This window comes from Pantoea sp. CCBC3-3-1, assembly GCF_007981265.1.
Lineage (GTDB): Bacteria > Pseudomonadota > Gammaproteobacteria > Enterobacterales > Enterobacteriaceae > Erwinia.
In genome coordinates this window covers 2,789,001-2,803,411 of the sequence record NZ_CP034363.1, presented here as the reverse complement: position 1 = coordinate 2,803,411, position 14,411 = coordinate 2,789,001, and the positions used below count along the sequence as shown (strand labels likewise).

Here is a 14,411-nt window from a genome sequence, read left to right as displayed (position 1 = left end):
TCGGGCTGGCATGGATGCCGCCTGCTAAGCCGCTAGTCAATGCCTGGCGGCTCAGGTGCAGTTTGTCGCTGTGTTCAACCCGCTTTTCTGTGGCTCAGCAAATCGGCGATACGCGCTTCCGGTACCGCCTGCGAGAAGAGGAATCCCTGAAGCTGATTGCATCCCGCTTCTGCCAGCGCCGCCATCTGACTGTCGGTCTCCACACCCTCGGCGGTTACGGTCAGCCCCATCGCCTGACCCAGCCTGACTACCGATTCAATAATCGCCACTGAATTTTCCGTCACGCCCAGCGACTGGGTAAATGAACGGTCGATTTTGATTTTATCGACCGAGAAATGGCTAAGGTAATTCAGGCTTGAGTAGCCGGTGCCGAAATCGTCCAGCGCGATCTTAAAGCCCGCCTGACGCAGCTTGCTCATGATTTCCTGCGCCCCTTTTTCATCTTCAATCAGCACGCCTTCGGTAATTTCCAGTTCAATACGGGTGGGCAGGGTTTTTTCCTGTTTCACAATCGCTTTAATGCGTTCAACAAAACCTGCCGCGCGGAACTGGAGCGGCGAAACGTTGACTGCGATGGAGAGATCGGGCCAGGCCAGCGATACCCGACACGCTTCGCGCAGCACCCATTCGCCAATTTGAATAATCAGCCCCATCTCTTCCGCCAGCGGAATAAACTCGTTGGGCGAGATCAGCCCGTGAACCGGATGATGCCAGCGCATCAATGCTTCCAGACCCACCACCTGCTGGCCGGAAATATCCATCAACGGCTGATAGTAAACCGCCAGCTCGCGTTTGTTTTGCAGCGCGATACGCAAATCGGCGGCAACCTGCTGCCGGGTTTTTACCGACTCATCCATTACCCCTTCAAACACGCGATATTGTCCGCGTCCGTGGCTTTTTGCCTCGTAGAGCGCGATATCCGCTTTACGCATCATCTCGGTGCGATCGGATGCATCGTCCGGTGCCGTCGCCACGCCAATACTGACGCCGATCCAGGTTTCACAGCCTAACAGCGTAAAGGGCCGTGCCAGAGATTCGATAATGCTTTCGCACAGCTGCTGAACTTCGCGAGGAGAGCGAATCCCTTGCACGATCACCACAAATTCGTCTCCGCCTAACCGGCCCACCGTATCCGTATCTTTAACCAATTCAGTAAGGCGATGCCCGACACTGATAATGAGATCGTCACCCGCATGGTGGCCGTAGGTATCGTTCACCAGTTTGAAACGATCCAGATCCAGCAACAGCAGGGCAACCTGTTCCTCATTATGCATCCGCCTGCCCAGTGCCTGGTTCAGACGGTCTTCAACCAGCGCCCGATTGGGTAATCCGGTCAGCACATCATGAAAAGCCAAATGTTGCGCCTGGGCTTCGCTGGCGCTCAGTTGCAGGAGCGATTGCGACAGCGTGAGTGAAGAGAGCCATAAACGGCGGATCATCACCCCGCAAATCAGGCTAATGATCAGCACCACCGCCAGCGCCACCGGCCCGATAACATGCAGCATTTCTGTACCCGGCGCGTAAGGCTGCCAGCTGATATAACCCAGCGAATTCCCTTCGCTGTTTTTCAGCAGATAGTTAGCACCCGCGCCGGCGGGGTGTCCGTCGGCATAGCGTAATCCACGTAGCAGGCTGCGTTCGGAAAGGGCGCTAAGATACTGGTCATCCAGATATTTAACGCTGATCAGGGTAAAACCGGCGCTCAGGCCATTTTCACCGGCAATGGTGCCAGCTGCCAGGGCAACCGGGCGATTGTCAATCAGCGCATAGTCAATGGTTTCGCGGTGGTGATCGGTACTGCTAAAGGGCACTTTGAGCTTGCCCATTAACGTAGTAACCGGCTGCTGAAGGTGGGAAAACCGCGCCAGCGGCACATTTTTACCGTTTTCCCAGCGGTAGATGGGCTGGTTCTTCGCATCAAGGATATATACCAACTGATGCCCGAACATGTCAGAAAGCCATGAGCCGACGTTTTGATTAAGCCAGATTGTATCCTGAGGCGCGCGCGTGAGTCGTCGACCCAGCGGCTGCCACAGCGCCAGGCTGCGATGCTGTTTGATCATCTCATTCAGGCTTTGCGTGAGCGTGGTCTGAATGATTTGCTGCTGTTCGGCTGCGGCATTTTCATTACTTTTTGCCGTGGCCCACCAGACGGTAAATGAAGCGGCAAGAAAAGTAACCAGTAATACCAGTATGAGAGGGATAAGCACTTCACGAATAAAATGACTGCGAAAACTCTCTGATATTTTCATGTTTTTTATCAACCCGCGCTGCCTGACAGCAATACCGTAGTCCTCTATTGAGGCTAGCATAAATCCGAAATATCGCTTTCAGGCGGGCAACGGTTGCGCGACCGGTTGATTTAGCACGCTTATTCTTTTTTACGCTCTCTGGCTGCCGCTTTTGCCTGTCGCCAGTTGAGCAGCGGCGTGACCGTCATACCGTGCAGCACCACGCTGGCAACGATCAGCGTAATAGCCATATTCGCCATATGCGTGGCTTCTTCTCCCGCCAGGCCGTGGGTATAGGCCCAGGCGATATAGTTGATACTGCCGATACCGCGAATACCCAACCAGCCAATAATTAGCTTTTGCTGCCAGGGCGCTTTAATACCGGTGGTACCGATAAATACCGCCGCAGGGCGGATCACCAGAAATAGCAGGCCCGCCATCAGTAGCCCGGCAAGATCCCAGTGTTGGGCCAGCGTAATGCCAAGCACAATGATAATACCTGCGGCGAACAGACGCTCTACGGTATCGCCGAATGACAGTGCGTCACCTACCACCAGTCCCACCGAACTGGCAGGATTGGTTTCGCCAGCCGAGTGGCGAATATGGGGATTTACCAACACCTCGGCGGGTGGCCGGTGTTCACTGTCGGAAAAGTCATCAGCAGGCTGGCGGCTGATAACCCGCATTTCTGCCCGGCGCAGGCCCACGCCCGCAGCAAAGGCCGCGAGGAAGCCGGAAGCGTCCAGCGCCTGAGCTGCGGCATAGCTCAAGGCAATCAGGGCCAGCGCCAGAAAATCATTAGGTGCGACATCCTGATGCGTATGGCGCAGGTGAGTCGCATACTGACCGACGAAACGGCCCAGCACAAAGCCAATGCCCATACCGCCTGCAATTGCCCACAGCACATCCACCAGCGCCCAGTGGCCGAACATATTCAGCGACAGTTCTTCATGGCCGGTCAGCAGCATCACTGCCAGCATCAGGAGCGGCAGCGCGCTGCCGTCGTTCATGCCCGCTTCGCTGGAGAGCGACACCCGCAAGTTGTCATTATCGCTGGCATCATTAACCGAGATCAGGCTGGCCAATACCGGATCGGTTGGCGCAACGATGGCGCTGAACGCTAAAGCCATTGGCCAGGAAAGGCCCGCCAGATAATGTGCTGCCAGCGTCATTCCACCAACGGTTAGCAGCATGCCAGGAAACGCTAACCGTAAGCCAATGCGCCAGCCCTGATGTGATAAAGGCAGGCGCAGCTTCAGGCCGGTAATAAACAGTGACGCCGCCATGGCAATTTCAGTCAGGTGAGCGGTCAGCTCGGCGTGAGCCGCAATATCAACCTGTAACAGATTCAGTACCCACGGGCCACACAGCACGCCAGCGGCCAGATAAAGCGCAAAAGCCGTCACCGGGCCACGTTTGATCCAGCCCGATGCCAGCGTCATTAACAGTAATAATCCGCCAGTTGCGGCGGTCCAGCCAAGAAAGCCCATTTCTACTCCTCTGGTGTTTAAGGCTTAATTATGGACGCTAAATAAGGTCACAGCAGGATATCTGCTTGAAAAGGCATATTTTTGGGAAAATGTGCAGGGCAGAGGCGTTGTGAAACCAGGCAATCTGTGCCGTTAGTGGCTAAGAATTATCGCAATCATTGTCAGAAAGCGTTCAGAGGTATACTGTTAACAGACTCATTTTTTCTCGCTGGCCGTTTTCTCTTCGCCAGCGGTTATCCGCTAAATCGAGGTTGTTTTGTCCATTTATTCACCTGCCCATCGCCCAAGACGTCTGCGTCAGACTCCATCCTTCCGCTCGCTGTTTCAGGAATCCTCACTCAGCATTAACGATCTGGCGCTGCCGATCTTTGTTGAGGAAGGTCTTGATGATTACAAACCTATCCAGGCGATGCCTGGCGTTATGCGTATCCCGGAAAAGCGGCTGGCGTATGAAATCGAGCGTATTGCCAAAGCGGGTATCCGCTCGGTAATGACCTTCGGTATTTCCCATCATACCGATGCGGATGGCAGCGATACCTGGCAGGAAAATGGACTGGTCTCCCGGATGTCACGCATCTGCAAAGAGACCGTGCCGGAAATGATCGTGATGTCCGATACCTGTTTCTGTGAATACACCACGCACGGACACTGTGGCGTGCTGCATGAACAGGGTGTGGATAACGATGCAACCCTCGTCAACCTTGGCCGTCAGGCCGTTGCCGCCGCGCGAGCAGGTGCTGACTTTATCGCGCCATCGGCCGCGATGGACGGGCAGGTAGGGGCAATCCGCCGTGCGCTGGATGAAGCGGGCTTTACCGATACCGCTATTATGTCTTACTCCACCAAGTTTGCTTCTTCCTTCTACGGCCCGTTCCGTGAAGCGGCGGGAACCTCGCTGAAAGGCGATCGCAAAACCTACCAGATGAACCCGATGAACCGTCGTGAAGCGATCCGTGAATCCCTGATCGATCAGGCCGAAGGGGCAGATGCGCTGATGGTCAAACCGGCTGGCGCTTACCTGGACATTATCCGCGACGTGCGCGAGCGCAGCGAACTGCCTCTGGCCGCCTATCAGGTGAGCGGTGAATACGCGATGCTGAAATTTGCTGCGCAGGCGGGCGCAATCAACGAACAGGATGTGGTGCTGGAAAGCCTTGGCGCCATTAAGCGCGCGGGTGCCGATCTGATCTTTACCTACTATGCTCTTGAGCTGGCTGAAAAGAACCTGCTATAAATGCGTTGAGGCGGGACTTGCCCGCCTCTTTTTACCGCCTACACCACGACATCAGCAATCCATTTCACCGACTGAATATTCGTGAAGTTCGCTACATCCCCCACGATCTCCTCAATATGACCTGCCATTCCTTTCTGTAAATCACTCACTGAATGACAAAACAGATGACAGGCTGCAATCCAGGGTGCAGGGTCACCTTCCGGCGTGACAATATTTTTCTCAATGGAATAAGAAACCAGCGCGTCTCCCATCCGCTCTTTTATCAATGGCAGATGAACGTCACGGTAGTAATCATGGTCAAAGTGGCCATTTTCTGTATTGGGGTACATCACGCTATATTTAATCAAAATATGCCCTCTTTAGTTTTTGTTTATTCATTTCTTACGCTTGCAAACAACATTATAATAGCAATGATATTGTTTTTATTAACACTTTGAGTGGTGATTTTAACACGAAAAGTAAGGGTACTAATTTATTTAAGGTAATATTTTTCACGGCAGCATCTAATTCTTCCCGCTTCTGATTCAATAATTGCAATCCTGTTATTATCCGCGTGGTGATATATTGCTTTCGGCAATGAGGTTAATACCGGAGGAAGCGTGTTTTTATTATCCTGGCTTCGTACAGGCGGCATTGTCGTTCTGTTATGTTGCCTTATAAGCGGTGGGTTATGGCTACGCCATCAACTTAATATGCAGCAGCAGCTACAACAACATAATCAATCGCTGAAAGAACAAAACGGCGCTTATGCTAAGCGTATCAATGAACTGGCGACGCAGCTGGACCGGCTGTCTGGCGTCCTGATAGCGCAAAATTTACAACAACAGCAACTGGAGAAAGAGAGCGATGTTATTCGCAAGCAGCTACGCACGCTATTACAGCACGACGCCTGTGCTGCTGAGTCTGTGCCTGATGATGTTATCCGCTTGCAGCGAGAAGCCCTCAGTGCCGCTCCGCGCCTGCCCCAATGATTTTATTCCGGCAGCGCTGCTGACTCCCTGTCCGGTGCCACGGTTTGACGTACAGCGCTGGGGAGATTATCCAGATTATGTGGCTCGTCTTCATCTGGCACTGGATAAATGTAACAGCGATAAGGCCGCCATCGCCGCGCTATTATCAACGAAGGCTCCCTTAGCGCCCTAGGCTATTTGACGATCGGCAAGTCCGCATAACGCGTGGTATATGCGGGGGATAACATTTCTCGCTTCATCACCCAGGACTTTTGAATACCCTGGCCTGCAAACCAGACTTTGCCTTTTCCCGACTGATTCAGCTGGTCAATGACCTTCATTAAGGCTTCGCTGTTTGGCTGCACGCGGGATTCGTCGAACAGGTCCAGCTGCGCCACGCCATCGCTGTAAAAGTCACTCAGCATCACGCCAGCTTTCATATAGCGTTCGCCTTCGAGCCAGATGCGATCCAGTGCGTCGATCGCCACGCGGATAATGTCGCGCGTGTCATTTGAGGGTAACAGCAGTTTGCCGGAGGCCTGATTGTTATAGCCAGAGGCGTTATCGTCATGCGGGCTGGTGCGGATAAAGACGCTGATAAAGCGGCAATACTGATGTTCGCCGCGCAGCTTTTCGGCTGCCCGTTCGGCGTAAGTGCAGACCGCCTGATGCATATCTGCATAAGCCGTGATGCGGTGCCCGAAAGAGCGGCTACAGACAATTTGTTGTTTAGTCGGCGCAAACTCTTCCAGCGCCAGGCAGGGTTCGCCGCGCAGCTCCCGCGCGGTTCTTTCCAGCACCACATTGAAATGTTTGCGGACAACCCAGCTGGAACATTCGGCCAGATGCAGGGCTTTTTCTATGCCCATTTGGTTAAGCTTTTTACTGATGCGCCGGCCCACACCCCAGACCTCCTCAACGGGAACCAGCGCCATTAACTTACGCTGCCGTTCAACGTTGGACAGATCGACAACGCCCCCGGTTGCCGACCATTTTTTCGCGGCATAGTTAGCCAGCTTGGCCAGCGTTTTGGTGGGTGCGATACCCACGCCAACGGTCAGTCCGGTCTGTTTCAGGATCTGCTGGCGGATTTCCCGCCCGAAAGCCTCAAGGGAAACGCAGTTGCTCACGCCGGATAAGTTAATAAAAGCTTCATCGATCGAATACATTTCCATTGCGGGCGCCATCTCTGTCAAAATCGACATCACCCGATAACTCATATCGGCGTAAAGCGTATAATTGGAGCTGAAGACCTGCACCTGACGCTGTTTCAACGCCTCTTTTATTTTGAAATAGGGCTCACCCATGTTTATTCCCAGCCGCTTCGCCTCTGCGGAGCGTGAAATAATGCAGCCGTCATTATTTGAAACGACCACGATGGGTTTGCCCTTTAAATCCGGCCTGAAAACAGTCTCGCAGGAGGTATAGAAACTGTTGACATCAACCAGCGCGAACATTTTTAGTGGCTTTTAAGATGAAAGTCACAACGCCGAAAATCTCCAGTTCCTCTTCGCTGTGAAAAATAATCGGCGAATAGTGGCGATTATGCGGCACCAGCTGGAGAAGAGGGCGGGTGCGCAGTTCTTTGACGGTAAATTCACCCGCCACGGCGGCGACAACAATATCGCCATGATCCGCAGACAGTGAACGATCGACGATTAATAAATCGCCATCGCCAATGCCTGCCTCAATCATTGAATCACCGCTCACCTTTAAAAAATAGGTTGCGCTGGGATGACGGATCACCATTTTATTAAGATCCAGCCTCTCTTCAACGTAGTCCTGTGCAGGGCTTGGAAAGCCGCAGGAGACGCGCTCAATAAAAAGCGGCAGAGGAATTTCTTCCATAAATTCAGCAGGACGGATCGGCTGCATAAGAAAATATCCAAATTAACTGTGTATATATACAGTATCGTTGAATGCGCACATCAATCAAGACATTGAGGTGAAAATTCCACGAAGCGCTTGAAGTCACTGGAAATTTAGTTATTTTTGTGCGGTGAGAGGTTCTTTTTTTAAGCGGTCTAAAAACAGGGAAATAATCTGACTTAACGCCAACGGTATTAGCAAAACGCAGAACACCGCACGCCTGAACTATCAATTTATCTCAACAGACGCGAAGCGTGAATGCGTATTAAGCGTGCAATGAACGGCTGAAAATAGCGTCAGAAAGGCACTATTTATTCTGGCGCACGTTTTTTGCCGTATAAACTGTCGTACAATGATAAAAATTGCTGATAAATTTTAGCGCTTCATTTTCCCGGGATAATCCTGCAATTATGTCTTCCTTTGACTGGCATCGCTTTCTGCTTAATGACCTCGAACTGACTTTTTTGATAGAAGTCGCGGCGCGCGTTTTTTTCGCTTACCTGATCGTTTTTATCTTCCTGAAAGTCTCCGGCAGGCGGGGTATCCGCCAGCTGTCACTTTTTGAACTGGTCATTGTGCTGACGCTGGGATCGGCATCGGGTGATGTCACCTTCTATGATGATGTACCTGTTCTGCCCGTTACCATGGTGTTTGTTGTCTTGCTGGTGCTGTATCGGCTGACCACGTTTCTGACCGCACGCAGCGCCCGCTTTTCAAAACTCATTGAAGGCCAGGTGATTACGCTGATTCAGAACGGCTTGTACAAACTCGACAGTCTCGACGGGCTGAACATTTCTGAAGATGAGTTTTTTATGGAGCTGCGTCAGGAAGGCGTGGAGCACCTTGGACAAATTCGCCTGGCGCTGATTGAGCTGGATGGCGACATCAGCATCTACTATTACGATCGCGATGCTGTCCGCCCGGGCCTGTCGGTGCTCCCGCCGGAGCACCGACAGGATTTTGTCATAGTGCCGGAGGAAGCATTATACGCCTGTAACCACTGCGGGCTGACTCAGCGATTAAACGCGCAACAGCGGCTGGTCTGCCCAAGGTGCCAGCGTGAACGGTGGTCAAAAGCGCTGGCAACACAGCGTTCACGCTGAAGGGCACCATCCATGTTCTGGCCGTCGACGCTCTTACCGTCCTTGTGCCGCGGCCCGGACTTTCTGCCGGTTAAGGGTCATGACCGCGCTTCCCCCTGCAACAAGGCCCATAGCCGCAATGATAATGGCCGGTTGCAGCGAACCAAAAAACCAGACGCTGGCGGAGGAGATCAGCGGGCCGATCAGCTGTCCGGTTGCGTAGCCCGACGTTAACAGCCCCACGGTACGGGAAACGGAAATTGACGAAATCTCACGGGCAAACTTCATGGTGAGCTGCATGATGGACAGGAAACCGAGCCCGGTAAGCAGAGTTGAAAAGAGCAGCCCCCATGCCCCCGGAAAAGCGACCGCTGCCGCCACGCCCGCGCCCTGCAAAATCATCGCAAAAGCGAGGCTTGCCTGAGTATTAAACCGGCCTGAAAACAGAATCACCAGCAGGACGCCCGCCACGGCAGAGAGACCGAACAGCGGCCAGAAAAATGCCGCCAGGTTGGGATTAGGTAATACCGCATGGGCCATCTGCGACAGGAACGTGGCAGGCAAAATGTAGCCAAAACCCGCCAGCGTATAGATAAGCACCAGCTTTTTCAGCTCGCCACCGATCGGTTCATTTTTTCCTGCACCGGGGCGGACAGCGGTAAACTCCGCCGGTAAATAACGGCAGATAGCCAGGCTAACCACCAGCGCCACCGCGCCATAAACAGTCCAGCTATGGGCTGAATCCAGATGATGGGCAGACATCACCCAGGCCAGCACGCCGGTCAGTGCAATACCCACGCCCGGGCCGGTAAATACCGCCGCTGAAAGCCGGGGAGAATGCGCGGCAAGATTATGCTGAGTCCATGACGTCACGATAATCAACGCCCATGCGCCACCTACGCCAGAGATAAAACGATACAGGCACTGCAAAGCAAACTGCGACGTCATCCCGGAAAGCAGCGTGACCAGTACCGTAGCGGCAATCCCCGCTTTAAGGTAGAGCGCATGGTTTTTTTGCAGGCGGCTGACGTGAACAGCACCAAGCAGATAGCCGACATAATTCATTGCTGCCAGAATGCCCGCCGTCGACAGCGACAGATAGCCATCATGCATCATCAGCGGAATTTGCGGGGTCAGCGAAAAACGGCCAATCCCCATAACGGCCACCAGCGTCAGCAGACCGGTAAGCATAGTGATAATACTCTTTTTTAACGGCGACATTTTTTGCCCTGTAATGAAAATTATTCTGTTGCTAAAATTTTGGTTAAGGAAAAACAACTCGCTAAAGCAGGCGAATAAAATATCAGTCGCCAGATAATTAATGTTATTTCAGCCTTAATCTTTTATTGAACTCATTTATCAATACCGCCATTCTACTGCTAAAGTTTTAACGCAAAAATAGGGTGGATTATCCTATGACTACAGGTCACACCCAGGAACAGAATGATGAAAAACGAAGATGTCAAAAGCTTCCTGCTCAAACACCGCTCGAAGCTAAACCCTGAGGATTACGGTTTTAGCGCGCTCAACCGGCGCGTCAAAGGACTGCGGCGCGAAGAGGTCGCTCAGCTGGCTGCGGTCAGCGTAAGCTGGTACACGTGGCTTGAGCAGGGGAGATCGATTCGTATTTCGCCCGCGGCGTTAAAACGCATTGGCAGGGTGCTTCAGCTGTCGAACGTTGAGCAGGAATACCTGACCGCTATTGTTTTTGGCGGTGACGTAAGTGAAAACAAACCGGCAGAATTGCAGCCGGAAATCAAAAGGATGGTGGACGCGCTTAATCCTTATCCTGCTTTTGTCCGCCACGAAAATATGGATTTGCTTTACTGGAATAAAGCCACGGAAGATAACATCTTTAACTGGTCATTAGTGCCGGTGGCCGACAGGAATTCCCTTAAGCTGATGTTTATTAGCGAGGAATATAAGCAAAGGATCCATGACTGGGAAAAAGCGGCCAAACATACTCTGGCGTCATTTCGGGCTTATTATGCCTCCAGCAGCAGGCCGGAAAAGTTTGAATCTGTTATTGAGGATCTGATGGCCAGAAGTGAGGAGTTCACTAAAATGTGGAATTATCATGAAGTCGGGAAAATGGGAACGGGTAAAAAAGCGATCGTTGATAAAAACGGCGAGATTAGTCCCTACACCTACAGCTCGCTACAAATCGAAAACGCGCCAGACACGTATCTGATTTGCTATATGAATGAGCAATAAATAATGGTGCGCGGTCACCGCTATTTTTCCACAGCGGATGCTCGCAACCGGGGGCAGTAGCAGACCGCCCGCTGCCAGATCGTCCTGCAAGGCTTTTCGGTGCGGTTGCCGACAATCGGCGAGGTGATGCCCGTTCTTGTCAGCAGCCAGGCGAGACAACGCTGCGCCGTAGCGATATTTCCTTTCTGTTGTAAACCATTAAATTCATCCAGTTCCATCTTTAACAGGATTATTTAAGGAAACTGTCAGAAGAAAATAGCGATAAGTCAGCGCTCACAGCGCAATTGACTAATGTAATAAATTATTTTTTGCGTTATTTCCGTTAAAAGCCCTGACCAGGAGGATTCTTAATTCATCCATTATGCGTTTCTTTTTGTCGTGATATTAAGAAAGACAACTAAGCTTAACGGGATTGACATTCTATCCTGCTAAATATCCGGCTGTTAAAGTAAAAATAGTAAGCGTAATTATTATTTTATTTTAACGGCATGACGATTCTGTCAGCCCATTGTTCGTTTTTTTTATACACTGGAGTGAGCTATGTTCAGACACGTAAAACAACTGCAATATACCGTTCGCGTCGCGGCCCCAAATCCGGGATTAGCTAATCTGCTTCTGGAACAGTTTGGTGGGCCTCAAGGAGAACTTGCCGCCGCCTGTCGCTATTTTACGCAGGGACTGGCCGATGAAGATGCCGGCCGCAAAGATATGCTGATGGACATCGCGACTGAGGAGTTGAGCCACCTCGAAATCATCGGCACGATGGTAGGGATGCTCAATAAAGGCGCAAAAGGCGATCTGGCCGAAGGTACTGAGGAAGAGGGTGAGCTGTACCGCTCTATCACCGGTAAAGGGAATGACAGCCATCTGACTTCGCTGCTGTATGGTGGCGGTCCGGCACTGACTAACTCTGGTGGCGTGCCGTGGACGGCGGCCTATATTGATACTATTGGCGAAGTGACTGCCGATTTACGTTCAAACATCGCCGCTGAAGCCCGCGCCAAAATTTTGTATGAGCGCCTGATTAATATGACTGATGATCCGGGTGTTAAGGATGCGCTGGGCTTTTTGATGACGCGTGAAGTCGCGCACCAGATGTCGTTTGAGAAAGCGCTGTATTCTATCCGTAATAACTTCCCGCCGGGCAAACTGCCGCCAATCGAGAAGTACGCCAACGTCTATTACAACATGTCAGAAGGCGGGGAAGTACGCGGCAGCTGGAATTCTGACGAGAACTTTACCTATGTCGCCGATCCGCAACCTGCGGTAGATGGCGGAGACGGTCTGGCAAGCATCGGCCTGCCGGAAGAGCAGAAAGCGAATCTGGATAGCCTGGCTTTAAGAACCGCTTCCGACCCGAGTCTGAACCCGGTCACCGGAACCGATTTAGGCTCAGTGCCACCGATTGAAATTGAAAAGAACAAGCCGAAAAGCTGACCTCTGCTGATGGCGGCCCGTGGCCGCCTTTTAGACCGATGCTGTTATTAAGAAAAGTTGTACAGCTATCGGCTACCTGTACAAAACCCGCCTTTTATCCACCCCTTCGCTAATAATCAGCGTCTTACCGTTAATTTTGTGAGCAAACGCGTCACAAAGTTGCCAGAAAAAGCATTTTTTGCACAAAAAAAACTGCGCAAATTTTTATGATACTGTACACAGTTATGAAAGCTGTACAGGAAAGGTGTTTTCATCCCCTTCGGGCAACGTCCCCCATGCTTAAAAGGATCACTTATGCGTCAGAACAGTTTCAATCCAAAAACAGAGAGCGATGTTTCCCTCTATTTTAGCGTATCTGATCGGGCTGTCCCTTCACATCAGGAAACAATGGGTGAAGTGGTGATGGAGATTTTGAAATCGGGTATGACGGTAAACCGACAGTCGATCTGCGCCAGATTACTGAGCCGAATGTCAAACGATAAACATTCCCATCTTGAACAACACCATCATGAACTGATTGCTATGCTGTTTGGACGTGAGTCATAAGTGACGAAAGCTGGTTCTGTACCGAATATTGACTGTCCATAGCATGTGTCAACCGCTTTCCTTTTCAGGAGCCGGTAATCAGCAGCACAGGAAGCGCGAGTGAAAGACTGATTGACACACTATGTACCACCGAGCCAGAGAAGCCTTCATGGACAATCACGACACCGATAAGTTAAGAGACATTATGCTGGGAGAAGCGACGCTTGCGCTTCTGGAACAACAGCGTCCGCTTAACAATACGGCGCTACTTCGTCAGCTCAGAGTCCTTGCCGCCAGAGAACCCGATGACGCCCGCCGCAAAGCCTGCCTGGCCGCTATCAGAGAAGTGCGAAATACCCAGGTTTCCGCCCATGATGGATTTACGCGTCGCCCGGCCGACGACGACAGCGTTTTTCACTGATCCAAATCCTGTTTTCATTGCCCTGCCTTCGCAGGCTGTCTGAATTCCCCCCTTTCGCAAGCCTGCCGCTGAAGCGGTGATTTATTTCACGAACACGTTCCGGTTTATCCGCCACTTTATAAATATAAGCCTGATGGTGATATTACATCCGTTAGATTACCACCGTTTTTAGAACGTTTGTAATGACGCATTGTTACTTAATTAAATAATGTGAAATTGTAAGTGCGTTAGTCATCCGCAGATAATATTTTGGAAGATGTCTCGGGTTTCTCAAAAAAAATATTTATTTTACCATCAGCTTGTGTTTTTCTTTAAGCGAGCGGTTTTTCTGCACGCGTCAGGAATGTTAACCGCAAGCGCGTATAGGTAATAAGCTTGTAGGGATTCTATTCTATATATATTAAAGGAGAAGGTATGTTACGGAAGATTTTCTGGATAGTGTTGGCAGGCGCGCTTTGCTGGAGCAACGTGGCGCCAGCCGCAGAGAGGCCCGAAGTGGCGGAGAACGTTCAGGCCTGGTCTGGTGAGCAGGGCATGCAGGTCTGGACGCTGCGTTACGGGCCGCCGCAGGATCATAAAGCCCTGGTGCAAATTACCCAGATTGATCATCCCTGGAACCGCAAAATCCAGCTGGCGAACGTTGAGAAAAAAGGCAAGCGTCGGGATTACTCAATAGAAGTAGAGGGTAAAAAATATGTCGTGTTAATCGTTAACAGCTACAGCGGTGGCGAGGTATATCTTCCCGGCGAGAAAGAAAGCTACGCGGTGTACTACAGTGAAAATCTGTCACGTGAAGGTAATGCGCAGTATTTCCTGACGGATTATTTGCAGCAGGAAAAACCCTGATAATTATAAAGCCACTTAATGGATAGGTGGCTTATTATTCTCTCGTGCGAGAAAACGCCTTCCGTCTTAATTTCAGCGCGTAGCATAAAGGGCAGCGTGTTAATCGCGAACC

Annotated in this window: 16 protein-coding genes; 9 read left to right on the top strand and 7 right to left on the bottom strand. The window is 51.4% G+C overall.

From position 1 onward, the window contains the following. Window positions 1-74: 74 nt before the first annotated feature. A complete protein-coding gene (locus EHV07_RS13120) occupies window positions 75-2,252 on the bottom strand; it encodes an EAL domain-containing protein (RefSeq protein ID WP_147198489.1) in 2,178 nt (725 codons plus the stop codon). Window positions 2,253-2,371: 119 nt separating this feature from the next. Continuing rightward, entirely contained in the window at window positions 2,372-3,721 is a 1,350-nt protein-coding gene (locus tag EHV07_RS13115; protein WP_147198488.1) for a sodium:proton antiporter, read from the bottom strand. Window positions 3,722-3,977: 256 nt separating this feature from the next. Between EHV07_RS13115 and hemB the strand changes: the two genes are divergently transcribed. Beyond that, window positions 3,978-4,955: a porphobilinogen synthase gene (hemB, locus tag EHV07_RS13110; RefSeq protein WP_147198487.1), complete on the top strand. Its 978-nt coding sequence runs from the start codon at window positions 3,978-3,980 to the stop codon at window positions 4,953-4,955. A 38-nt stretch (window positions 4,956-4,993) separates the two neighbouring features. Here hemB and EHV07_RS13105 read toward each other — a convergent pair whose 3' ends face one another. After that, a complete protein-coding gene (locus EHV07_RS13105; protein WP_147198486.1) occupies window positions 4,994-5,302 on the bottom strand; it encodes an EthD family reductase in 309 nt (102 codons plus the stop codon). Window positions 5,303-5,554: 252 nt separating this feature from the next. Between EHV07_RS13105 and EHV07_RS24915 the strand changes: the two genes are divergently transcribed. After that, window positions 5,555-5,926, top strand: a complete 372-nt coding sequence (locus EHV07_RS24915) for a hypothetical protein (protein WP_168199626.1) — start codon at window positions 5,555-5,557, stop codon at window positions 5,924-5,926. Continuing rightward, window positions 5,868-6,098 carry a hypothetical protein gene (locus EHV07_RS24775; protein WP_371419691.1) on the top strand — a complete coding sequence of 77 codons (231 nt, stop codon included), beginning with the start codon at window positions 5,868-5,870 and terminating at the stop codon, window positions 6,096-6,098. The genes EHV07_RS24915 and EHV07_RS24775 overlap by 59 nt, the downstream gene beginning before the upstream one ends. Window position 6,099: 1 nt before the next feature. On the opposite strand, the gene umuC is transcribed toward EHV07_RS24775, so the two are convergent. Both umuC and umuD read right to left on the bottom strand, forming a co-directional pair. After that, window positions 6,100-7,362 carry a translesion error-prone DNA polymerase V subunit UmuC gene (umuC, locus tag EHV07_RS13090; protein WP_147198483.1) on the bottom strand — a complete coding sequence of 421 codons (1,263 nt, stop codon included), beginning with the start codon at window positions 7,360-7,362 and terminating at the stop codon, window positions 6,100-6,102. Then, complete coding sequence (gene umuD, locus EHV07_RS13085) at window positions 7,346-7,780, bottom strand: translesion error-prone DNA polymerase V autoproteolytic subunit (protein ID WP_147198482.1); 435 nt, start codon at window positions 7,778-7,780, stop codon at window positions 7,346-7,348. The genes umuC and umuD overlap by 17 nt, the downstream gene beginning before the upstream one ends. Window positions 7,781-8,184: 404 nt before the next feature. On the opposite strand from umuD, the gene EHV07_RS13080 reads away from it, so the two are divergent. Then, on the top strand, window positions 8,185-8,877 hold the full coding sequence (locus EHV07_RS13080; RefSeq protein WP_147198481.1) for a DUF421 domain-containing protein: 693 nt from the start codon (window positions 8,185-8,187) through the stop codon (window positions 8,875-8,877). Window positions 8,878-8,910: 33 nt separating this feature from the next. Here EHV07_RS13080 and EHV07_RS13075 read toward each other — a convergent pair whose 3' ends face one another. Then, window positions 8,911-10,077, bottom strand: a complete 1,167-nt coding sequence (locus tag EHV07_RS13075; RefSeq protein ID WP_147198480.1) for a YbfB/YjiJ family MFS transporter — start codon at window positions 10,075-10,077, stop codon at window positions 8,911-8,913. A gap of 222 nt (window positions 10,078-10,299) precedes the next feature. On the opposite strand from EHV07_RS13075, the gene EHV07_RS13070 reads away from it, so the two are divergent. Next, on the top strand, window positions 10,300-11,070 hold the full coding sequence (locus tag EHV07_RS13070) for a helix-turn-helix transcriptional regulator (protein ID WP_147198479.1): 771 nt from the start codon (window positions 10,300-10,302) through the stop codon (window positions 11,068-11,070). Between the two features lie 20 nt (window positions 11,071-11,090). Here the strand turns inward: EHV07_RS13070 and EHV07_RS13065 are convergent, their stop codons facing one another. Beyond that, window positions 11,091-11,288 (bottom strand): hypothetical protein, encoded by a 198-nt coding sequence (locus tag EHV07_RS13065; protein WP_147198478.1) that lies wholly within the window; start codon window positions 11,286-11,288, stop codon window positions 11,091-11,093. Window positions 11,289-11,610: 322 nt separating this feature from the next. Between EHV07_RS13065 and EHV07_RS13060 the strand changes: the two genes are divergently transcribed. The 4 genes from EHV07_RS13060 to EHV07_RS13045 all read left to right on the top strand — a co-directional run bounded on the left by EHV07_RS13060 (window position 11,611) and on the right by EHV07_RS13045 (window position 14,299). Further along, window positions 11,611-12,507, top strand: coding sequence for a manganese catalase family protein (locus EHV07_RS13060; RefSeq protein WP_147198477.1), 897 nt, complete (start codon window positions 11,611-11,613; stop codon window positions 12,505-12,507). 294 nt (window positions 12,508-12,801) lie between these two features. Continuing rightward, window positions 12,802-13,053: a regulatory protein YcgZ gene (ycgZ, locus tag EHV07_RS13055; RefSeq protein WP_147198476.1), complete on the top strand. Its 252-nt coding sequence runs from the start codon at window positions 12,802-12,804 to the stop codon at window positions 13,051-13,053. Window positions 13,054-13,201: 148 nt separating this feature from the next. Further along, on the top strand, window positions 13,202-13,453 hold the full coding sequence (locus tag EHV07_RS13050; protein WP_147198475.1) for a hypothetical protein: 252 nt from the start codon (window positions 13,202-13,204) through the stop codon (window positions 13,451-13,453). 414 nt (window positions 13,454-13,867) lie between these two features. Beyond that, complete coding sequence (locus tag EHV07_RS13045) at window positions 13,868-14,299, top strand: hypothetical protein (protein ID WP_147198474.1); 432 nt, start codon at window positions 13,868-13,870, stop codon at window positions 14,297-14,299. Window positions 14,300-14,411: the final 112 nt, after the last annotated feature.